Raw genomic sequence first — 20,409 nt, 5'->3', positions numbered from 1 at the left:
GTCATTCCTCCTGGCTTACCGACGTACCGGAACGCCCTGCTCGCGCAGGTAGTGCTTGAGTGCGGGGATGGCGATCGCACTGGAGTGGAACACGCTGGCGGCCAGCGCACCATCCACGTCAGCCTCGATGAAGGCGTCGCGGAAATGTTCCAGCTCGCCGGCACCGCCGGAGGCGACCAGCGGCACGCGGCAGAGCGCGCGGGCCGCGGAAAGCTGTTCCAGATCGTACCCCCGGCGCACGCCGTCGCTGCCCATGCAGTTCAATACGATCTCGCCGGCGCCGCGCTGTTGCGCCTCGACCAGCCAGTCCAGCGTTCGGCGCGACAGCGCCTGGGTCTTCGCGGGGTCGCCGGTGTACTGGCGCACGCGCCACTCGCCGTCGGCGTCGCGCAGCGAGTCGATGCCGACCACCACGCACTGCACGCCGAACGCGGCAGCCAGTTCGTCGATCAGTGCGGGACGCTCCAGCGCCGGCGAGTTCACCGAGATCTTGTCGGCGCCCGCATGCAGCACCGCGCGTGCCTCGTCCACCGAACGGATGCCGCCGGCCACGCAGAACGGAATGTCGATCGCCCGTGCGACCTTCTCGACCCAGCCGCGATCCACACTGCGCCCTTCGGGGCTGGCCGTGATGTCGTAGAACACCAGCTCGTCGGCGCCTTCGTCGCGGTAGCGCAGCGCGAGGTCGACGATTTCGCCCATCACCACGTGGTCGCGGAAGCGCACGCCCTTGACCACCTGGCCGTCGCGCACGTCGAGGCAGGGAATGATGCGGCGGCTCAGCATGCCAGGGCCTCCCCGACGGTGAAGCGACCTTCCAGCAGCGCACGACCGAGGATCACGCCGCGCGCGCCGGCTTCGCGCGCGGCGCGGATGTCGTCCAGCGAGCGCACGCCGCCGGAGGCCTGCACGGCCAGCGTCGGCACCGTGGCGGCGAGATGGCGGTAGAGATCGAGGTTGAAGCCGGCGAGCATGCCGTCGCGGTCGATGTCGGTGCACAGCAGGTGGCGCGCGCCGCGCGCGGCGTACCACGGCGCCAGCTCGTCCAGCGTGAGTGCTTCGACTTCGGTCCAGCCCGCGCTGGGCAGGCTCCAGCGACCATCGAGGCGGCGGGTGTCGAGCGCAAGGGTTAGCCTGTCGGCGCCATGGCTGTCCAGCCAGCCAGCCACGAGTTCGGGCTCGCGGATCGCCACGCTGCCCAGCACCACGCGCTGCACGCCGGCGTCGAACAGCCGGCGCAAGTCATCTTCACAGCGTACGCCGCCGCCGGCCTGGATCTGCATGCCATCGGTGGCGATGGCCTGGATCACCGCGAGATTGGCCAGGCTGCCTGAGCGCGCACCGTCCAGGTCGACCAGGTGCAGCCAGCGCGCGCCGGCCTCGGCATAGCGCCGCGCCAGCGCGCGCGGATCGGCGGCATAGGTGGTCTGCTGCGCGTAGTCGCCCTGCTTCAGGCGCACCACCCGGCCACCACGCAGGTCGATCGCGGGAATCACGTCGAAGTTCATAGTTCGAGAAAGTTCTTCAGCAGTCGGGCGCCGACGGCAGCAGAGCGCTCGGGATGGAACTGCATGCCATGGAAGTTGCCGTGTGCGATCACCGCCGAGAACGCGCCGCCGTAGTCGGCCGTGGCCAGGGTCCAGTCGCCGACCGGTACCGCGTAGCTGTGCACGAAATAGGCTTGGTCGTCGTCGCCCAGGCCGGCCAGCAGCGGGTGCGGCCGCCGCACGGACAGTCGGTTCCAGCCCATGTGCGGCACGCGCAGGCCGGGCGCTTCGGTGAAACGACGTACCGGCGCCGGGATCAATCCGAGGCACTCCGTGCCGCCCTCTTCCGAGTGCGCGCACAGCAGCTGCATGCCGAGGCATACGCCGAGCACGGGTTGTTCCAGCGAACGCAGCACGTCGACCAGACCCAGCTCGCGCAGCCGCGCCATGCCGGGACCGGCGGCGCCCACGCCGGGCAGGATCACCTTGTCGGCGGCACGGATCGCCGCCGCGTCCGACGTGAGCGCAGCGTCCACGCCCAGCCGCTGCAGCGCGTAGCGCACCGAGCCGATGTTGGTGCCGCCGGCGTCCACCAGCACCACGTTCATCACAGCGCGCCCTTGGTGCTGGGCAGTTCGCTGCCCTCGCGGCGAATCGCCTGGCGCAGCGTGCGCGCCACCACCTTGAAGCAGGCCTCGACCATGTGGTGCGCGTTGTCGCCGCGTACGCTCAGGTGCAGGTTCGCGCCCAGCGTCTCGCACAGCGAGCGGAAGAAATGCGGCACCAGTTCGGTCGGCACCTCGCCCACGCGCTCGCGCGGGAAGCTGCCCTCGAACACGAAGTAGGGCCGACCGGACAGATCCAGCGCAGCACTGGCCTGCGCCTCGTCCATCGGCAGGGTGAAGCCATAGCGGCCGATGCCGCGCTTGTCGCCGAGCGCCTGCTTCAGCGCCTGGCCCAGCGCCAGCGCGCAGTCCTCGATGGTGTGGTGTTCGTCGATGTGGGTGTCGCCGTCGCAAGCCAGTTCCAGCGCGAAGCCGCCGTGCTTGCCGATCTGCTCCAGCATGTGGTCGAAGAAACCCAGGCCGGTGTGCGCCTGCGGTTCGGCCACCCGATCCAGGTCGACGCTGACCGTGATGCGGGTTTCCTTTGTATTGCGCACCACCGTGGCGGTGCGCGGTGCATCCAGCAGCTGATGCGCCAGCGCCTCCCAGCTCGTGCCGAGCGGGCCGACGCGAAAGCCGTGGACGCCGAGGTTCGCGGCGAACTGCAGGTCGGTTTCGCGATCGCCCACCATCGCCGACGCCGCTCGGCTCCAGCCGTCATCGGCGAGGTAGTGCCGCAGCATGCCGACGCCGGGCTTGCGCGTATCGAGGCCCTCGTGCGGAAAGCTGCGGTCGATCAGCACCTCGCGGAAGCGGATGCCCTGCGAGGCGAAGATGCGCAGCAGCAGCTCGTGCGGCCCGGTGAAATGCGGCTCGGGAAAACTGTCGCTACCCAGACCGTCCTGATTGCTCACCATCACCAGTTCGTAACCGGCAGCGACGAAGCGCTGCAACGCGGCGATCACGCCGGGCAGCAGGGCCAGCTTTTCGTAGCTGTCGATCTGCTCGTCGGCCGGCTCCTCGATGAGGCAGCCATCGCGATCGATAAAAAGAATCTTGCGGCTCACGGGTTGGTTTCCTGCAGGACGGCCAGCACGCGCTCGTTCTCCGCCGGCGTGCCGATGGTGATGCGCAGCGCGTCGCCGAGATTCGGATATTTGCGTATATCACGCACCACGATACCTGCGGCCAGCAGCTTCTGATACACCGCGGCGGCATCCTCGAAATGTACGGCCAGGAAATTCGCCTGCGACGGCAACACCTCGCGCACCCCGGGTAACCGGCGCAGCGCCGCCAGCATCCGCGCACGCTGCTCGCGCACGATGGTGACATGCCCTCGTGCATTCGCCTGGCCCCAGCCGGACAACGCCAACAACGCGGCGTCCACGCTCGGCAACGGCAGCGGGTACGGCGCCATGATCCGGCGCAGCAGGGCGATCACGTCCGCGTTCGCCAGCAGGCTGCCGATGCGCACGCCGGCCAGCGCCCAGGCCTTGGACAAGGTGCGCAACACGGCGAGGTTGTCGTAGCGGTCGATCAGGTCGGCCACGCTGCCTTCGTCGGCGAACTCCACGTAGGCCTCGTCCACCACCAGCAACGCGCGGCCGGCCAGCGTACGCGCCAGCCGCTCCACTTCGGTGCGCGGCACCGGCTGGCCGGTGGGATTGTTCGGCGTGCAGATGAAGACCAGCTTCACCGCCGGGGTCAGCGCGGCCAGCACCGCATCCACGTCCAGCGTAGCGTCCGCCGCCAGCGGCACCTCGACGATGCCCGCGTCCTGCACCCGCGCGCACACCGCATACATGCCGAACGTCGGCGGCTGGATCAGGATCGCGTCGCGGCCGGCGCGGCAGAACGCGCGCACCAGCAGGTCGATCGCCTCATCGCTGCCGCGGCCAATCAGCAACTGTTCGCGCCGAACGCCGTAGAGTGCCGCCAGCGCGTCGACCAGGGCGGCAGGCTGAGGTTCGGGGTAGCGGTTGCAGCCAAGGCCGTCGTCGCCCACCGGCGCCCACGCCGATTCGTTCGCGTTGAGCAGGACCTCGCCGCCGCTCGCCTCCATCCGTGCCGAGGAATACGGCTGCATCGCGCGGATTTCCGGCCGCGCCAGATCGAGCACGCTCATGCCAAAGCCTCCAGGCGCAGCGTTACCGCGCGGCGGTGCGCTTCCAGTTGCTCCGCCGCCGCCAGCGTGGCGGTGCACGGGCCGATGTTGCGCAAGCCGTCCGCGCTGACTTCCTGCACGCTGATCTGTTTCTGGTAGCTGGCCACCGACACGCCGCTGTAGCTGCGCGCGTAGCCGTAGGTCGGCAGCACGTGGTTGCTGCCGCTGCAATAGTCGCCCACCGATTCGGGCGCCCACTGGCCGAGGAAGACCGAACCGGCACTCTCGACGCCATCGAGCAGCGCACGCGGCGCGGCGACCTGCAAGATCAAGTGCTCGGGCGCGTAGCGGTTGCTCACTTCCACCGCCTGCGCCAGCGAGTCGACGGCGATCAGCCGGCTCTGCGCCAGCGCCTGATTGACGATCGCGCCACGCGGTAACTCGGCGCATTGCCGCTCGACCTCGGCGGCTGCCTGGTCCAGCAACCCGGCGGACGGACTCAGCAGGATCACCTGCGAATCCGGCCCGTGCTCGGCCTGCGACAGCAGGTCGGCGGCGACGAAGACCGGGTTCGCCCCGGCATCGGCGATCACCAGCACTTCGGACGGGCCGGCCGGCATGTCGATCGCGGCGCCATCCGGATCGGACGACACCTGCAGCTTCGCTTCGGTGACCCAGGCGTTGCCGGGGCCGAACAGCTTGTCGCACTTCGGCACCGATTCCGTGCCATAGGCCATCGCGGCGATCGCCTGCGCGCCGCCCAGCTTGAACACCTTGTGCACCCCGGTGAGGCGCGCGGCATACAGCACCGCCTCGTCGCAGCGGCCGTCGGCGCGCGCCGGCGAGCACAGCACCACTTCGCGGCAGCCGGCGATGTGCGCCGGTACGCCCAGCATCAGGGCGGTCGACGGCAACGGCGCGCTGCCGGCCGGCACGTACAGGCCGACCCGACCGATCGGCCGCAGCATACGTTCCACCCGCACGCCGGGCGCGGTATCCACCGCCACCGGTTGCAGCGCCGCCGCGCGATGAAACAGCTCGATGCGCGCTGCCGCTTCTTGGATCGCAGCTTTCAGGGCCGGATCGAGGGAAGCCTCGGCCGCGGCGAATTCGGCCTCGTCCACTGCGATCGCCTGCAGTGCGCAGCGGTCGTATTTCGCGCTCAGTTCGCGTAGCGCCGTGTCGCCACCTTCGCGCACGGAGGCGATGATCTGCTCGACGCCGCGGCGCAGTTCGTCGCCCCGCGATTGCGCGGGGCGAGCCAGCGCCTCGCGGCGCGCCGTTTCATCCAGGGCGTTCCAGTCCAGACGTTTCATGTGAGCCTGCTCTTCATGCCAACCTGCTTCATGCCAGCATCTTCTCCACCGGCAGCACGAACATCTCGCGTGCCCCGGCCTTCTTGATCTCTTCCAGCTGCCGCCAGCTCACTTCGCCGGCACACAGCGCCTGCAACATGAATTGATCCGGCTGGCCGGCCACCGGCAGCAGGGTCGGCTGCGGACCGCCCGGCAACAGCCGGGTCACCGCCTCCAGCGTATGGCGCGAGGTCTGCAGCAGCAGCAGGCGCGACTCGCGCACCTGGATCACCCCGTCAAGCCGCTTCAGCAGCAGCTCCAGCAGGTCGCCGCGCTCGTCCACCGGAAGGGTCAGCGGCCCGGCCAGCACCGCCTCGCTGTGCAGCAGCACGTCGGCTTCGCGCAACTGGTTCGCCACCAGCGTGCCGCCGCTCTGCACCAGGTCGCAGATCGCGTCCGCGGTGCCCAGCTTCGGCGCGATCTCGACCGAACCGGCCAGGGTCACCACGCCGGCATCGATGCCCTGCGTGCGCAGCCATTCACCGAGCAGGCCGGGATACGAGGTGGCGATGCGTCGCCCTTGCAGCTGCCGCGGCTCGTGGTAATCCAGCTCCTGCGGCACCGCGATCGACAGCCGGCAGCGGCCGAAGCCGAGCGGGCGCAACTCGGCCAGCGGCTCGGCCTCGCGCCCAGCGGTGAGCTGGAACTCGCTCAGCACGTTGCGGCCGACGATGCCCAGGTCGCACACACCCTGGGCGATCAGGCCGGGGATGTCGTCGTCGCGCACCAGCAGCAGGTCGACCGGCTCGCCCTCGCCGAAGCAGAACAGCTTGTCGCGGCTCTGCCGGAAGGTGAGCCCGCAGCGGGCCAGCAGATCCAGCGCCGGCTCGGTGAGCCGGCCGGATTTCTGCATCGCGATACGCAAACGGTCACGTGGCTTCATGCCTTCTTCCTCGTCATCTGCGCTTGCCGCCGTACCGCACGGGCCGCGGCCGCCAGGTAGCCGCCGTTGCCCTGGTTGAGGTAGCGCGCCACCCGCCCGATAGTGGTGATGCTGACCGCGGTGTGCTCGTGGATCTCGCGGTACGGCACGCCTTCGAGCAGGAACGGCACCACCCGCCAGCGGTCCACCAGCACTTCGAGTTCCGCCGGGGTGCACAGGTCACCAAGGAAGGCAGCCATCTCCTCGACGTTCTTCAACGACAGCAGCGCCTCGTACAGGCTCTGCTCGGCTGATTCGACAGGAGTTTCGGGGTCACGCGATCGACGCTTCATAATGTACTAATGCATTAACACAATGATGCGCATCATACACGGCATGCGGCGCCACGGCAAACCCGTCTTGCGTCGACGCCTTCCAGGTTCGACGCTGGTTGACCGAACACCCGGAGGACACCGGTATTCCCCTGCCCCAAAAGCAAAAAACCCCGCCGAGGCGGGGGTCTTGCGAGACTGGTGCAGGCCGGAATCGAATCAGGCCGACTTCTTCTTCGGCGCGGCCTTCTTGGCAGCGGCCGGCTTGGTCACGGTCGGCTTGGCGCCCACCACGGCCGGCAGCACGCCGTGTGCACGGGTATTGCCGTAGCTGCCGCGGTAGGTTTTGCCGCGACGGGTCTTGCGATCGCCCTTACCCATGGGGAACTCCTTGATTTATTGGATGAACGGCCTACCATCATAGCAGCGTCGGAGCCGTGCGGGATAGTCAGGGCCGACCGTGCCCGGCGCAGTCTCCGCTGGCATCGAGACACCTGCCAGGGTCGACCTGCACGGTCACATGCTGGATCCCGAAACGCTCCAGCAATACCTGCTTGATCGCGCGCAGGGCCTGCGCACCGTCAGCATGTTCCTCCAGCTCGGCATGCACGGTGGCCATGCGTGATCCCGAGGCCAGCTGCCACACGTGCAGGTGGTGGATATCGCAGATACCCGGATCGGCCTCGCGCAGCGACGCTTCCACCAGCGCACTGTCCATGCCGTCAGGCACACCTTCCAGCAGGATGTGAGCGGACATCCGCAGCAAGCGCCACGCACTGCCCAGGATCAGCAGCGAGATCAGCAGCGACAACACCGGGTCGGCCCACAGCCAGCCGAACCAGCGGATCGCCAGCGCCGCCAGCACCGCCGCCAGCGAGCCAAGCAGGTCGCCCAGCACATGCAGGCTGGCGCCGGCCAGGTTGACGTCGTCATGCGCATGTCCATGCAGGGTGCGCAGCACCAGCGCATTCACCAGCAGCCCCACGATCGCCACGGCCAGCATGATCCCGGACAGAATCTCCCCGGGATGCAGCAGCCGCACGACGGCCTCGTAGAAGATCCAGCCGACCAGCACGAACTGGCCCAGTGCATTGACGAACCCGGCCAGCACCTCCATCCGGCCATAACCATAGCTGCGCCGCGCATCGGCCGGCCTGGTTGCCATCCATGCGCCGACGATCGCCAGCAGCAAGGCCAGCGCGTCGACCACCATGTGGCCGGCATCGGCCAGCAGCGCCAGCGAGCCGGACCAGGCGCCGCCGACCACCTCGACCACCATCATCACGGTGGTCAGCACGAACGCAAGCAGCAGCTTGCGACCGCGACCGCCGGACACAGCGGCGGGATCGTGCGCATGTGCATGGTCGTGGTCGTGCCGGTGGACGTGAGTGTTCATGCGTGCATGCTAGGAACGGCCACCGCTGTTACACAATCACCAGCGAGTTCACGGCGGCTCAGTGCGCGCACTGCGGGCCATGCAGGTGGGCGCCGTCGCGGCGGCTGTCCAGCCGCAGGTTGGCGAAATGCGCACCGGCCAGCAGCAGGCCGCCGCAAGTCACCAGCACGCTGTGCAGGATCGGCGCGGGACCGTCGATGTAGATGATGCCTAGCAGCAACAGGAGCAACCCCGGTACGGCCAGCCGCAACGGCAACAGGCGCTGGTGCCGGCGATAACCGCGGATCAGGACGAACGAGGCCAGTACGCAGGCAGCCAGCACGAAAACCCGCTCGAAGCGATGGTCGGCCAGGAATTCCAGGCCCAGCAGCGGCAACAGCGCAAGCACGAAGGGCAGCAGCGCACAATGGATCGCGCACAGGAAGGAGGCCATCGCACCGACACGATCGGCGGCATGCCACCAGCGGGATTTGTTCGTCTGCTCGAAATCCATCGATGTGCCCGACGCCGCCAGACGTGGCGGCTCAGTATCCGGTCGGACCATATGTTACATTATAACACTACCGGACGCCATACCCGCCAGCATCGGGTTCAGCTCTTGCGGCAATGCCGGCAGGTGCCATGGACTTCCAGCGTCTGCGCCTGCGGGCGGAAGCCGAACGCCTTCGCCTGCATCTCGATCAGCTCGGCGACCCGCTCGTCGCAGACCTCCTGGGCACTGGAGCAGGTATCGCAGATCAGGAACGGCACCTGGTGCGCCTCGGCCGGGTGATGGCAGGAGACGAACGCATTGATCGATTCCAGCTTGTGGATGAAACCGTTCTCGAGCAGGAAGTCGAGTGCGCGATAGACCGTCGGCGGCGCCGCGTTGCCGTGCTTCTCGCGCAGCTGGTCGAGCAGGTCGTAGGCCTTGACCGGCTTGTGCGCGGCCGCAATCAGCTCCAGCACCTCCTTGCGCAGCGGGGTCAGGCGCAGGCCGCGCTCCTCGCTGACATGTTCCACGGCCCGCACGAAACCTTTCGCATCGTGATGATGCGGGTGGCTCGGATGCGGGTTGTGGGCGGCGTCATGGCTCAAGCGTTTCACCTCGTACTGGATCATACACTCCGCCCGTCATCCGAGGCCGGGGTTCAGCGCGGCAATGGCGGCGGCTGTCGCGGAAGCTTGGGCCGGGTCCGCAGCAGGACCACGATCCAGCCGATCGGCCCCAGCAGCCACGCCCACACGATCCCTTCGAACAGGCGGCCACGCCACCAACCGAGCAGCGCACCCACCACGACGAACAGCAGGCTCCACCAGAACATGGCTGCCCACGGCAGCATATTCAACAGGTTGAAGAACACGTGCCAGAACGCGCCCGGCGCATCGAGGTCGACGCCGTGGGTAGCCCTGGCCAGCAGTTCGTCCATATGCGGCTCAGTACGTCATCGACAGGTCATCCCTGCGCCATGGCAATCGCCGCGTCGATGCGCTTGAGCGCCTCGCTGCGGCCGGCCAGGTAGATCGTGTGCTCGATCGAGGGCGAGACCTGGGTGCCGGTCATCGCCACCCGCAGCGGCTGCGCGATCTTGCCCATGCCCAACGCGAGCTTTGCGGCAACCTGCTCGATCACCTGGTGGATCGGTTCCGGCTTCCACTCGGCCTCGGCGAGCAGTGACTTCGCCGCGTCGAGCACGGCAACCGCGCTGTCGTTCTTCAGGTGCTTGGCGACCGCCTTGTCGTCCCATTCGGCGATCGGCGCGTACCAGATCTTTGCGCGTTCGGCCATTTCCTTCAGCGTGTGCACGCGGTCGCGCAACGCCACGATCACGTCGACCGGCGCCGGGCCGTGCGACGCGTCGATCCCGGCACGCTGCAGGTGCCACGCGAACTCGGCAGCCAGCGACTGCGGTTCGTCGGTCTTCAGGTAGTGCTGGTTGAGCCAGGCCAGCTTCTCGGTGTCGAAGCGCGATGCGGCCTTGTTGACGTCGGCGATGTCGAACAGCGCGATCATCTCCTCGCGCGAGAAGATTTCCTGATCGCCGTGCGACCAGCCCAGCCGCACCAGGTAGTTCAGGATCGCGTGCGGCAGGAAGCCGTCGGCGCGATAGTCCATCACGCTGACCGAGTTGGTGCGCTTGGACAGCTTCTTGCCTTCCTTGTCCAGGATCATCGGCAGGTGCGCGAACTCCGGCACCGGAGCGCCGAGCGCGTGGTAGATGTTGATCTGCCGCGGCGTGTTGTTGACGTGGTCGTCGCCGCGGATCACCTCGGTGATGCCCATGTCGATGTCGTCGACCACCACCGCGAAGTTGTAGGTCGGCCAGCCGTCGGAGCGGAAGATCACCAGGTCGTCCAGCTCGCTGTTGGCCCACTCGATGCGACCCTTCACCTTGTCATCGAACACCACCGAGCCTTCCGTCGGGTTGCGGAAGCGGATCACGCGATTGGGATCTTCACGGAACGGTTCGTTGCGGTCGCGGCAATGGCCGTTGTAGCGCGGCTTCTCGCCCTTCGCCATCGCCGCCTCGCGCATCGCCTCGATCTCCTCCTTGCTCTCGTAGGCGTAGTAAGCCTTGCCGGCCGCGACCAGTTCGGCGGCGACCTGCCGGTACCGCTCAAGCCGCTGTGTCTGGTAGAACGGGCCCTCGTCGGCGTCGAGGTCGAGCCAGTGCATCGCGTCGAGGATCGCCTGCACCGCCTCGTCGGTGGAACGCTCGCGGTCGGTATCCTCGATGCGCAGGATGAACTGGCCGCCGCGGCGGCGCGATTCCAGCCAGCAGTACAGCGCGGTACGCGCGCCACCGATGTGCAGAAAACCGGTGGGGCTGGGGGCGAAGCGGGTACGGACGGTCATGGGATTCGTGGCGAGGGATGAAACGGCCGATTTTAGCCGATGACCGGCCGCAGGTTTACGGATGGCCGGGAATCTCGCAGGCCCACTGCCGGCAGATTTCCATGTTCGGATTCGAGGCAGACGGATCGAGCTCCCTGGAGCCCCACCGCTCCAACTGCAGCGGCGCCATGGCGGGTGACTGGTCGCCATAGTCGATCCGCGGCAAGTCGTCGGCCTTCCGCGGGGCCGGCAGCAGCACGTACCTCACCTGGAATATGGGCTGGTGCGAAGGCAACTGTGCCTGTGCCCGCGCGGACGCAGTCTGCGGCGCGGGAACGCCGGCCCACACCACGGGCGGCAAGGTCAGCGCCAGGATGAACAGCAGGTGCCTCATCGGCCACCTCCGACGGGGAATTCGGTCTGGCCCGCCTTCGATAGTACGCTCACCGCGCCCGCCGCCACCATCCAGCCATGGAACGCAGACATGGAATCCCATCGACCAGGCCACCGGCATGCCCTGCCCGCGCTCGCCACCCTGCTGGCGCTCGCCTCGCCCCTCGCCGCGCGTGCCGACGGCAACCCCGGCTACGACCGCCCCGGCCTCGGCTTCACGCCTGCCGTACTGCAGGCGGGCGACGTCAGCTGGGAGCAGGGGCTGCCCGATGCCAGCCGCGACCGCAAGGACGGCGCCACCAGCACCCAATACGACGCCGATACGCTGCTGCGACTCGGTCTCGGCAGATCGGTCGAACTACAGCTCGGCGGCTCGCCCTACAACTACCTGCGGCAGACCGGCGCAGACGGGCGCTACCACAGCCACGGCCGCGGCGACAGCACGCTCGGGATGAAATTCGCCCTGCCCGCATCCGGCACCTTCAGCTGGGGCCTGCTGGGCAGCGTGGAATTCACCGACGGCGCACCGGATTTTCGCAACCCGCGCCGCCAGTACCTGCTCGGCGCCGACTTCAACTGGCAGTGGAGTGCGCGCAACATCGCCGCGCTCTACCTGGAGAACGTGCGCAGCGGCGGCCGCGACAGCCGTCTGCTCGCCGTCAACGACGGCTACGCGTTCACGCCCACGCTCAACGGCTTCATCGAGATCGCGCTGCAGGACGACGCCGACGACGGCCACGGCAGCCGCGCCGGCGCGGGGCTGGCATGGATGCTCACGCCGCGCGTGCAAGTGGATGCCAGCGCGCGCCATCGCATCGGCGGCCATGCCCCCGCGTGGGAGGCGGGCCTGGGGATATCGGTGTACTTCGGCCGCTGAGCGCGCGGCCGAAGCAGGACCTCACTTCACGTGCACGGTGATCCGCTTCGATACCAGCGGCGGGTCGAACGGCACGTGGTTGGCATCACCCAGTTCCAGCTGCAACGTGTGCGTGCCGGGAGCGAGCTTCAGCGTGGCCTGGGTCTGGCCGCCGCCGAAGTGGATGTGGCGGTCGTCCTTCGGGATCGGCTGGCCGGCAGGCGGCAGTTCCTTCACGTCGACCAGCAGGTGATGGTGGCCGGTGTGTTCCCTGGCCACGCCGGCCGGCGCCACGCCCATGCCCCTGAGGCCGAAGCGCACGGTGACGTCCTGGCCCACGGTGGCGCCATCGCTGGGCGAGATGATGTAGACCGCGGCACCAGCAGGCGCCTGGGTGATCGGCAAGCCGGGAGCATCGGCGGCCAGCGCGGCACCGGTCAGTGCGGCCAGGGCAAGGGTGAGCAGGATACGTTTCATCGTCGGTCTCCAGCGGTGAAGGATGCCCGAGTGTAAGCGGTGAGGCGCCTGCAGGGCACCGGTACGTCACCGCGACGTCATGCACCCGCCATGCCGCCGCAACGCGAACCGGCGAAGCTGCGTCCAGCCAGCACGGGTATCGTCAATGCGCATCGGCATCGTCAGCGAAACCTATCCACCGGAAATCAACGGCGTCGCGCTGACCGTCCACAGCCTCGCCGCCGGACTCGCCGCCCGTGGCCACAGCATCGACCTGATCCGCCCGCGCCAGTCGCCGCCTCACCGCGACGAACCCGGCATCACCGCGCTCGACGTGCGCGGCAGCGCCTTGCCCCGCTACCCGGGGCTGCGCTTCGGCCTGCCCGCCGGACGCACGCTGCGCGAACACTGGTCGCGGCAACGCCCCGATGCGGTCTACGTCGCCACCGAAGGCCCGCTGGGCTGGTCGGCGGTACGCACCGCCAGGCGAATGGGTATTCCAATCAGCAGCGGTTTCCACACCCGTTTCGACCAGTACGCCAGTCATTACGGCGTGGGCATGCTCACGCCGCTGGTGCGCAGCTATCTGCGCCGCTTCCACATGCGCGCCGTTGCCACCCTGGTACCAACCAACGCACTCGCACTGGAGTTGCACACCATGGGCATTTCCAACGCACGCCTGCTGCGCCGGGCGGTGGACACGCAGCTGTTCCACCCGGAACGACGCGACGAGGCGCTGCGCGCGAGCTGGGGCGCCGACGCCGCCACGCCGGTGGTGCTCTACGTGGGTCGCATCGCCGCGGAAAAGAACCTCGACCTCGCGGTGCAGGCGTTCCAGGCGGTGCGGCAACAGGTACCGCAGGCGCGCTACGTGTGGGTCGGTGACGGCCCCGCCCGCGCCGCGCTGCAGGAAGCCCATCCGGATTTCATCTTCGCCGGGATGCAGCGCGACGAGGCGCTGGCGCGGCACATCGCCAGCGCCGACCTGTTCCCGTTCCCCAGCCTCAGCGAGACCTTCGGCAACGTGATCATCGAGGCGCTGGCCGCCGGCCTGCCGGTGGTGGCCTACGCCGAAGGCGCCGCGCGCGAGCATCTCGTCGATGGCGTCAACGGCTGCTGCATCGCCTCGGGTGACCACACCGCCTTCATCGACGCCACGGTGAGGCTGGCCAGCAACCCGGCACTGATCCGGCACATGGGTCGCGCGGCGCATACCGGCGTGGCGGGACTCTCGCCGGAAGCGGTGATCCGCGATTTCGAAAACCTGCTGCGCGACATGGCCGAGGAGAACCTGCATGAACACGCCTCCGTCGCTGCCCACATCTGAGCTGCTGCCCGGGCCGCGCTTCGCGCTGGACCGACGTGTCTGCGTGATCGCCAACCACTGGGGCGCCCGTCGCGTGGTGGGAGCATTCTTCGGCATGGTCAGCCGGCTCGGCGATGGCGTGTTCTGGTACGCGCTGATGGCGGCGCTGGCCGCGTTCGGCGGTCGGCGCGGACTGAGTGCTGCCGCGCACATGGCGGTCACCGGACTCGCCGCGCTGCTGCTGTACCGTCTGCTCAAGCGCTGGACGCGCCGCCCGCGCCCGTACCGCGCCTGCCCCGGCGTGATCGCGCACGTGCCGCCGCTGGACGAGTTCAGCTTCCCGTCCGGGCACACCCTGCAGGCGGTGGGCTTCAGTATCGTGGCGCTGGCCTGGTATCCGTCGCTGGCGCCGCTGCTGCTGGGCTTCACCGCGCTGGTCGCCGCGTCGCGGGTGATCCTCGGCCTGCACTACCCCAGCGACGTGCTGGCCGCCATCGTGATCGGCAGCGGCCTCGGCGGTGCCTCGATCTGGTTGATCGCGGCGCCGCTCTGAACCCGACGCTGCGCAGCTTCTGCGCACGCTGTCGGCGTTCCCTTTGCACTCAGCCAGATAGCCTACTTGTCCACAGGCTTTGCCACGCGCGTTCCACAATCGCTGTGGAGAACTTCGCGCCGCTGCGCAAAAAAACCGCAATGCGTGCCAAGTGCCTGTCGACAATGGCGCGCACCGCGCTTGTCCACAGGCTTGTACAGAAGACACCCACCATCGCTGTGGAAAACACGCATGCCGACAATCGACGCGACGGGCGGCGTTGCGCAATCCCTGCGCAACATGTAGCAAGTGTCTGATGGAAAAGCGCCCGGCGACGCTTGTCCACAGGCTTTACCAACACGCTTCCACAGCGGCTGTGGAAAACCCGGTCGCACAAACGACGATGCCGCCCGAAGGCGGCATCGCATTGCTGCAGCAAGCATGACCGGTCAGGCTGCGCGCGGCGCCTTCATCAGGATGCCGAGCAGGTCGGCCAGCTTGTCGCGCATCTCGCGGCGATCGACGATCAGGTCGATCGCGCCATGCTCGAGCAGGAACTCCGAACGCTGGAAACCTTCCGGCAGGGTCTCGCGCACGGTCTGCTCGATCACGCGCGGACCGGCGAAGCCGATCAGCGCCTTCGGCTCGCCGATGTTGATGTCGCCCAGCATCGCCAGGCTGGCCGAGACACCGCCGGTGGTCGGGTTGGTCAGCACGCTGATGTACGGCACGCCGGCGTCGCGCAGACGCGCCAGCGCGGCCGAGGTCTTGGCCATCTGCATCAGCGAGAACAGCGCCTCCTGCATGCGCGCGCCGCCGGTGGCGGAGAAGCACACCAGCGCGCTCCTGTCGGCCAATGCACGCTCGGCGGCGCGGGCGAATTTCTCGCCGACCACCGAACCCATCGAACCGCCCATGTAGGCGAACTCGAACGCCACCGCCATCAACGGACGGCCCTTGAGCCGGCCGCTCATGGCGACCATCGCGTCCTTCTCGCCGAGCGTCTTCTGGGTCGCGACGATGCGGTCGCGGTATTTCTTGGTGTCGCGGAATTTCAGCGGATCGGTGGGCTCCAGGCTGGCCCACAGTTCCTGCGCCGAACCCTCGTCGAGCAGCGCGCCGAGTCGCACCCGGGCGCTGATGTAGTGATGGTGACCGCACTTGGGGCAGACCATCAGGTTGCGTTCCAGCTCCGGCCGGTACAGCACGGTGCCGCAACCGCCGCATTTCTCCCACACGCCCTCGGGTACCGAACCCTTGCCGCCATTCGAGGCCTGCGGGCGGGTGCGCGGGTTCATGATTTTCTGCAGCCAGTTCATTGCATCATCCTACCGTTCGTGCGCGCCACCCTGGGCAGCGTGTTGTTCAGTGCGCGTCGAGCGCGCTGCGGATCGGTGCGAGAAACGCGCGCACCCGGCCAGCAATGTCATCGGCATCCGACGCCCCGGCCAGCTTGTCCACCAGCGCGCTGCCGATCACCACCGCATCGGCAAAACCGGCGATCGCCTTTGCGCTCGCTGCATCGCGGATGCCGAAACCGACCGCCACCGGCGCCTTCGCACGGGCGCGGATATCGGCCACGCGCACTGCGATGTCGCCGGTGCTCAAGTGTGCAGCACCGGTGATGCCGGCGAACGAGACATAGTACAGGAAACCCTCGGCCGAACCGCACAGCTGCGCCATACGCGAGGGTTCGGTAGTAGGCGCGGCGAGCAGGATCTGCTGCAAGCCGGCGTCGCGCAGCGACTGCAGCACGGCGGACTCCTCCAGCGGGCAATCGACCAGCAGCACGCCGTCGACGCCGGCCTGTACGGCCTCCTGCGCGAAGCGCACATAGCCGTGGATCTCGACCGGATTCAGATAACCCATCAACACGATCGGCGTGTCCGCATCACGCTGGCGGAACGCGGTGACCCAGCCCAGCACGTCGGCCAGGCCCACGCCCTTGGCGATCGCCCGCTCGCTGGCGTGCTGGATCACCGGGCCGTCCGCCATCGGATCGGAGAACGGCACGCCAAGCTCGATCAGGTCGGCGCCGGCGTCGACCAATGCATGCATCATCGACACCATGTGCCCGGGCGATGGATCGCCGGCGGTGACGAACGGGATCAGGCCCGTGCGATTGGCAGCCTTCAGCGCGGCGAAGCGACGGTCGATGCGGCTCATACCTCGACTCCTTCGCGCGCGGCGATCGTGTGCACGTCCTTGTCGCCGCGGCCGGAGAGATTGCACAGCACGATGCCGTCTTTCGGATACTCGCGCGCCAGCTTGATCGCCTGCGCCACCGCGTGGCTGGATTCCAGCGCGGCCAGGATGCCTTCGGTGCGCGCCAGCAGGTGGAACGCTTCCAGCGCTTCATCGTCGGTGATGCCGACATAGTCGGCGCGGCCGGCGTCCTTCAGGAATGCATGCTCGGGGCCAACGCCGGGATAGTCCAGGCCGGCCGAGACCGAATGCGTCTCGGTTATCTGGCCGTTGTCGTCGCACAGCACGTAGGTGCGGTTGCCGTGCAGCACGCCTGGACGGCCGGCGGCCAGCGAGGCGGCGTGATGGCCTGTTGCGATGCCATCGCCCGCCGCTTCGGCGCCCACGATGCGCACGCCGGCGTCGTTGAGGAAGGCATGGAACAGGCCGATCGCGTTGGAGCCGCCGCCGACGCAGGCGGTCAGCACGTCGGGCAGGCGGCCATACTCTTCGAGCATCTGCGCGCGCGCCTCGCGGCCGACGATCGCGTTGAAGTCGCGCACCATCAGCGGGTACGGATGCGGCCCGGCGACGGTGCCGATGATGTAGAAGGTGTCGGCCACGTTGGTGACCCAGTCGCGCATCGCCTCGTTCAGCGCGTCCTTCAGTGTCTTCGAGCCGGAGGTCACCGGCACCACCTCGGCGCCCAGCAGCTTCATGCGGTAGACGTTGATCTTCTGCCGCTCGATGTCGACCGCGCCCATGTAGACCACGCACTTCAGGCCCAGCCGCGCCGCCACCGTGGCGCTGGCCACGCCGTGCTGGCCGGCGCCGGTCTCGGCGATGATGCGGGTCTTGCCCATGTTGCGTGCGACCAGCGCCTGGCCCACGGTGTTGTTGATCTTGTGCGCGCCGGTATGGTTGAGGTCTTCGCGCTTGAACAGGATGCGCGCGCCGCCGACGTGCTTCGACAGCCGCTCGGCGTGGTAGATCGGGCTGGGCCGGCCGACGTAGTGCTTGAGGTCGCGGTCGAGTTCGGCGATGAAGGCCGGATCCTTGCGCAGGCGCAGGTAGGCTTCGGTCAGTTCGGCCAGCGGCGCCATCAGGGTTTCGGCGACGTAACTGCCGCCGTAGTTGCCGAAGCGGCCGTGCGCGTCGGGGTAAGCATTGTAGTCCACGATCTTGCTCATCTCGTCACTCGGGGAAGGGTATGCCGCACTGCGGCAAGCAGCCATCTTAGCGGCAAGCCCGGGCAAATGGGGTCACAGATAACGGCGGATGGAAGCCCTGGCCTCGGCCAGTTGCCCAAGCGTGAGCGGGCCGAGGATGCCGCGCCGGTCGGCGGGCAAGTGTGCGGCGGGATCCTCGTCGCCGAACACGTAATAGTCCAGCAGTTCCCTCCACGCCGCCCGTTCCGCCGGCGGCAGCGAGCGGAAGGCGAGGATGCAATGCATCAGGACGCCCAGCGCGGTGTCCGGCGCATGACCGGCTGCGGGTATTGGCCGCCACCAGTAATTCACCAGCGCGTTGATCCGCTGCAGGGATTCCACGTGGTGCCACCACATCGGCGGGATGTAGATCGCATCGCCGGGATGCAGCTCCGCCACCTGCGCCGCGGCCAGCGCCAGCTTCAGGCGGGGAAAGCGCGGGTCGTCGGGACGGTCGAGCCGGGCGATACCGATCGCCGCGCCGGTGGGCGCGAAATCCAGCGGCCCGACGTACAGGTTGCGCGCCTGTTCCGGCGCGAACAGGGTGAAGCGCCGCACGCCGCACACCACGCAGGCGACATTGTGGTACTCGTCGAAATGCGCCGGCGTGGTGACCTGGTTGCCGATCCAGATGCGCGGCTGGATGCTGCGGTCGAGGAAGGGAATGGCGTGCTCGTCCAGCAACCCCGGCAGGCAGTCGGCGATCAGCGCGCTCTGCATCGCCAGCCCCGGCGCCTCCGGCTGGCGGCTGTACTGTGCCAGCCGCTGCAGGCCCTGGCCGATCGAGACGCGGTGGTGCTCGTAGTTGAAGCCGTCGAACGCCGTGTTGTAGCCGATGACCCCGCCCTCGCCAGGCGGCAGCAGCAGCGCATCGACCTCGCTGCCGTTGTCCCGCCGCGCCAGCTCGCGGGCGAAGGCATCGTCCGACTGCCGCGCCCAGGCCACCATCGGCCAGTCGCGGCACAGACCGCGGATCACCAGCGGACGGGCGCGACCGACCAGGTCGGCAAGGGCGAACGACCCGTCGCCATCGCGGCATTCCTCGATGGCGACCGGCGCGCCGCTCACGCCGCATCCGCCTCGCGCACCGCGCGGATGAAGGCTTCCAGCCGGGTCGGGTCCTTGATCCCCGGTGCCGACTCCACCCCGCTGGCCACGTCCACCGCCCACGGCCGCGCCGCACGCACGGCCGCGCCCACGTTGCCGGCGTGCAGGCCGCCGGCAAGGATCAGCGGCTGCGCCAGATCGCTGGGCAACAGCGACCAGTCGAAGGTCCGGCCGCTGCCACCGGCCTCGCCTGCCGCGTGGCCGTCCAGCAGCAGGCCTGCGGCGCGCGGGTACTCCCGCAGCCGCGGCAACGCCGCCACGCCCTCGCCCATCGCGATGGCCTTCAGGAACGGATGGCCGAACTGCGCGCACCAGGCATCGCTCTCGCTGCCGTGAAACTGCAGCAGGGTGGGCCGCACGTCATCGAGCACCTGCCGCACCAGGCCCGGCTCGTCGTCCATGAACAAGGCGACGGTAGCCACGAACGGCGGCAGCGCCGCCACGATCTCGCGTGCCCGCGCCAGCGTCACCTGCCGCCGGCTGCGTGCGGTGAACACCAGCCCGATCGCGTCGGCGCCGAGCCGCGCGGCGAGCTGCGCGTCACCAACCCGGGTCATGCCGCAGCACTTGATGCGGATCATTTGCCGGCTCCCATCAGGCAGACCTCGGCCGGCAGGCCCCAGTGCACTTCATAGCGCGGGCCGATGAAGGTCAACCCAGAAGCCGGCGCGGTCGGCCCGGCCACCTGGCGGTCGCAGCGGGCCAGCAGCTCGGCCATCCATGCGACCGGCTGCTCGCCGCGACCGATCAGCAGCAGCGAGCCGACGATATTGCGCACCATGTGATGCAGGAACGCGTTCGCCTCGATCTCGACGAACAGCTGTTCGCCCTCGCGCCGCACGCCGACTGCCAGCACGCTGCGGCGCGGGTGCGCGGCCTGGCAGGACAAGGCACGGAATGCACTGAAATCGTGTTCCCCCAGCAGTGCCTGCGCGGCTTCGTGCATGCGCGCGGCATCCAGCGGCAGGCGCTCCCAGGTGACGTAGCGCGCATCCAGCGCCGCGCGCACCGGCCGGTTGAGGATGTGGTAGCGATAACGCCGGCTGCGCGCCGCGTAACGCGCGTGGAAGCTGTCCAGCACCGGCTGCGCCCACAGCACCGCCACGCTGGCCGGCAGGTTGGAACAGCCGCCGAGTACCCAGCCGCGCATGTCGCGGCGTGCCTCGGTGTCGAAATGCACCACCTGGCAGCGGCCATGCACGCCAGCGTCGGTGCGCCCCGCGCAGCTGACTTCCACCGGATGGTCGGCGACCTTCGACAGCGCCTGCTCCAGCACGCCCTGCACGCTGACATCCGTCTTCAGGCGCTGCCAGCCGCTGAAATCGGTACCGTCGTATTCGATGCCCAGGGCAATACGCATGGAGTCGTGCAGAGATTCGCCGAAAAAGAAAGATTAGCAGGCCGCAACGGC

General features: G+C 68.4%; 26 protein-coding genes. 4 read left to right on the top strand and 22 right to left on the bottom strand.

Going from position 1 to position 20,409, the window contains the following annotated elements; translation table 11 throughout:
* Nucleotides 1-15 precede the first annotated feature (15 nt).
* From hisF to QQA13_RS06420, 15 genes are all read right to left on the bottom strand, one after another.
* Nucleotides 16-786: an imidazole glycerol phosphate synthase subunit HisF gene (gene hisF / locus QQA13_RS06490; RefSeq protein ID WP_108471416.1), complete on the bottom strand. Its 771-nt coding sequence runs from the start codon at nucleotides 784-786 to the stop codon at nucleotides 16-18.
* The gene (gene hisA / locus QQA13_RS06485; protein ID WP_108471417.1) at nucleotides 780-1,508 is read right to left on the bottom strand and encodes a 1-(5-phosphoribosyl)-5-[(5-phosphoribosylamino)methylideneamino]imidazole-4-carboxamide isomerase; all 729 of its coding nucleotides are present in this window, start codon (nucleotides 1,506-1,508) and stop codon (nucleotides 780-782) included. Before hisA ends, hisF begins: the two co-directional genes overlap by 7 nt.
* Complete coding sequence (hisH, locus tag QQA13_RS06480) at nucleotides 1,505-2,095, bottom strand: imidazole glycerol phosphate synthase subunit HisH (protein ID WP_108471418.1); 591 nt, start codon at nucleotides 2,093-2,095, stop codon at nucleotides 1,505-1,507. The genes hisA and hisH overlap by 4 nt, the downstream gene beginning before the upstream one ends.
* Nucleotides 2,095-3,159: a bifunctional histidinol-phosphatase/imidazoleglycerol-phosphate dehydratase HisB gene (gene hisB / locus QQA13_RS06475; protein ID WP_108471419.1), complete on the bottom strand. Its 1,065-nt coding sequence runs from the start codon at nucleotides 3,157-3,159 to the stop codon at nucleotides 2,095-2,097. The genes hisH and hisB overlap by 1 nt, the downstream gene beginning before the upstream one ends.
* Nucleotides 3,156-4,217: a histidinol-phosphate transaminase gene (hisC, locus tag QQA13_RS06470; RefSeq protein WP_108471420.1), complete on the bottom strand. Its 1,062-nt coding sequence runs from the start codon at nucleotides 4,215-4,217 to the stop codon at nucleotides 3,156-3,158. The genes hisB and hisC overlap by 4 nt, the downstream gene beginning before the upstream one ends.
* The gene (gene hisD, locus QQA13_RS06465) at nucleotides 4,214-5,512 is read right to left on the bottom strand and encodes a histidinol dehydrogenase (RefSeq protein ID WP_108471421.1); all 1,299 of its coding nucleotides are present in this window, start codon (nucleotides 5,510-5,512) and stop codon (nucleotides 4,214-4,216) included. The genes hisC and hisD overlap by 4 nt, the downstream gene beginning before the upstream one ends.
* A gap of 28 nt (nucleotides 5,513-5,540) precedes the next feature.
* Nucleotides 5,541-6,434: an ATP phosphoribosyltransferase gene (gene hisG / locus QQA13_RS06460; protein ID WP_108471422.1), complete on the bottom strand. Its 894-nt coding sequence runs from the start codon at nucleotides 6,432-6,434 to the stop codon at nucleotides 5,541-5,543.
* A complete protein-coding gene (locus QQA13_RS06455) occupies nucleotides 6,431-6,766 on the bottom strand; it encodes a YerC/YecD family TrpR-related protein (protein WP_108471423.1) in 336 nt (111 codons plus the stop codon). The genes hisG and QQA13_RS06455 overlap by 4 nt, the downstream gene beginning before the upstream one ends.
* A 198-nt stretch (nucleotides 6,767-6,964) precedes the next feature.
* Nucleotides 6,965-7,126: a 30S ribosomal protein THX gene (locus tag QQA13_RS06450; protein WP_015447337.1), complete on the bottom strand. Its 162-nt coding sequence runs from the start codon at nucleotides 7,124-7,126 to the stop codon at nucleotides 6,965-6,967.
* Between the two features lie 67 nt (nucleotides 7,127-7,193).
* Nucleotides 7,194-8,141, bottom strand: coding sequence for a cation diffusion facilitator family transporter (locus tag QQA13_RS06445; RefSeq protein WP_108471424.1), 948 nt, complete (start codon nucleotides 8,139-8,141; stop codon nucleotides 7,194-7,196).
* A 58-nt stretch (nucleotides 8,142-8,199) separates the two neighbouring features.
* Entirely contained in the window at nucleotides 8,200-8,634 is a 435-nt protein-coding gene (locus QQA13_RS06440) for a MerC domain-containing protein (RefSeq protein WP_108471425.1), read from the bottom strand.
* 98 nt (nucleotides 8,635-8,732) lie between these two features.
* Entirely contained in the window at nucleotides 8,733-9,242 is a 510-nt protein-coding gene (locus QQA13_RS06435; protein ID WP_108471426.1) for a transcriptional repressor, read from the bottom strand.
* Between the two features lie 29 nt (nucleotides 9,243-9,271).
* On the bottom strand, nucleotides 9,272-9,550 hold the full coding sequence (locus QQA13_RS06430) for a hypothetical protein (protein ID WP_108471427.1): 279 nt from the start codon (nucleotides 9,548-9,550) through the stop codon (nucleotides 9,272-9,274).
* A gap of 26 nt (nucleotides 9,551-9,576) precedes the next feature.
* A complete protein-coding gene (gene gltX / locus QQA13_RS06425) occupies nucleotides 9,577-10,977 on the bottom strand; it encodes a glutamate--tRNA ligase (RefSeq protein WP_108471428.1) in 1,401 nt (466 codons plus the stop codon).
* 55 nt (nucleotides 10,978-11,032) lie between these two features.
* Complete coding sequence (locus QQA13_RS06420; RefSeq protein ID WP_108471429.1) at nucleotides 11,033-11,350, bottom strand: hypothetical protein; 318 nt, start codon at nucleotides 11,348-11,350, stop codon at nucleotides 11,033-11,035.
* Between the two features lie 90 nt (nucleotides 11,351-11,440).
* Between QQA13_RS06420 and QQA13_RS06415 the strand changes: the two genes are divergently transcribed.
* On the top strand, nucleotides 11,441-12,226 hold the full coding sequence (locus tag QQA13_RS06415) for a transporter (RefSeq protein WP_108471430.1): 786 nt from the start codon (nucleotides 11,441-11,443) through the stop codon (nucleotides 12,224-12,226).
* 21 nt (nucleotides 12,227-12,247) lie between these two features.
* On the opposite strand, the gene QQA13_RS06410 is transcribed toward QQA13_RS06415, so the two are convergent.
* Complete coding sequence (locus tag QQA13_RS06410) at nucleotides 12,248-12,682, bottom strand: DUF4399 domain-containing protein (protein WP_108471431.1); 435 nt, start codon at nucleotides 12,680-12,682, stop codon at nucleotides 12,248-12,250.
* 145 nt (nucleotides 12,683-12,827) lie between these two features.
* On the opposite strand from QQA13_RS06410, the gene QQA13_RS06405 reads away from it, so the two are divergent.
* From QQA13_RS06405 to QQA13_RS06395, 3 genes are all read left to right on the top strand, one after another.
* The gene (locus tag QQA13_RS06405) at nucleotides 12,828-13,988 is read left to right on the top strand and encodes a glycosyltransferase family 4 protein (protein ID WP_108471432.1); all 1,161 of its coding nucleotides are present in this window, start codon (nucleotides 12,828-12,830) and stop codon (nucleotides 13,986-13,988) included.
* Nucleotides 13,957-14,520, top strand: a complete 564-nt coding sequence (locus QQA13_RS06400) for a phosphatase PAP2 family protein (protein ID WP_108471433.1) — start codon at nucleotides 13,957-13,959, stop codon at nucleotides 14,518-14,520. The genes QQA13_RS06405 and QQA13_RS06400 overlap by 32 nt, the downstream gene beginning before the upstream one ends.
* A 295-nt stretch (nucleotides 14,521-14,815) precedes the next feature.
* Complete coding sequence (locus QQA13_RS06395) at nucleotides 14,816-14,944, top strand: hypothetical protein (protein WP_267895689.1); 129 nt, start codon at nucleotides 14,816-14,818, stop codon at nucleotides 14,942-14,944.
* Between the two features lie 4 nt (nucleotides 14,945-14,948).
* Here QQA13_RS06395 and accD read toward each other — a convergent pair whose 3' ends face one another.
* From accD to truA, 6 genes are all read right to left on the bottom strand, one after another.
* Complete coding sequence (gene accD, locus QQA13_RS06390; protein ID WP_108471434.1) at nucleotides 14,949-15,818, bottom strand: acetyl-CoA carboxylase, carboxyltransferase subunit beta; 870 nt, start codon at nucleotides 15,816-15,818, stop codon at nucleotides 14,949-14,951.
* A gap of 46 nt (nucleotides 15,819-15,864) precedes the next feature.
* Nucleotides 15,865-16,665 carry a tryptophan synthase subunit alpha gene (gene trpA, locus QQA13_RS06385; RefSeq protein WP_108471435.1) on the bottom strand — a complete coding sequence of 267 codons (801 nt, stop codon included), beginning with the start codon at nucleotides 16,663-16,665 and terminating at the stop codon, nucleotides 15,865-15,867.
* Nucleotides 16,662-17,873 (bottom strand): tryptophan synthase subunit beta, encoded by a 1,212-nt coding sequence (trpB, locus tag QQA13_RS06380; protein ID WP_108471436.1) that lies wholly within the window; start codon nucleotides 17,871-17,873, stop codon nucleotides 16,662-16,664. Before trpB ends, trpA begins: the two co-directional genes overlap by 4 nt.
* A 72-nt stretch (nucleotides 17,874-17,945) precedes the next feature.
* Nucleotides 17,946-18,959 (bottom strand): cupin-like domain-containing protein, encoded by a 1,014-nt coding sequence (locus QQA13_RS06375; protein ID WP_108471437.1) that lies wholly within the window; start codon nucleotides 18,957-18,959, stop codon nucleotides 17,946-17,948.
* The gene (locus tag QQA13_RS06370) at nucleotides 18,956-19,579 is read right to left on the bottom strand and encodes a phosphoribosylanthranilate isomerase (RefSeq protein ID WP_108471438.1); all 624 of its coding nucleotides are present in this window, start codon (nucleotides 19,577-19,579) and stop codon (nucleotides 18,956-18,958) included. The genes QQA13_RS06375 and QQA13_RS06370 overlap by 4 nt, the downstream gene beginning before the upstream one ends.
* Nucleotides 19,576-20,358 carry a tRNA pseudouridine(38-40) synthase TruA gene (truA, locus tag QQA13_RS06365; RefSeq protein WP_108471439.1) on the bottom strand — a complete coding sequence of 261 codons (783 nt, stop codon included), beginning with the start codon at nucleotides 20,356-20,358 and terminating at the stop codon, nucleotides 19,576-19,578. Before truA ends, QQA13_RS06370 begins: the two co-directional genes overlap by 4 nt.
* Nucleotides 20,359-20,409: the final 51 nt, after the last annotated feature.

Origin of the sequence: Rhodanobacter thiooxydans (assembly GCF_030291135.1) — a bacterium.
GTDB lineage: Bacteria > Pseudomonadota > Gammaproteobacteria > Xanthomonadales > Rhodanobacteraceae > Rhodanobacter > Rhodanobacter thiooxydans_A.
Note: the sequence above shows the minus strand (reverse complement) of the source record. Positions and strands in the feature narration are given on the sequence as shown.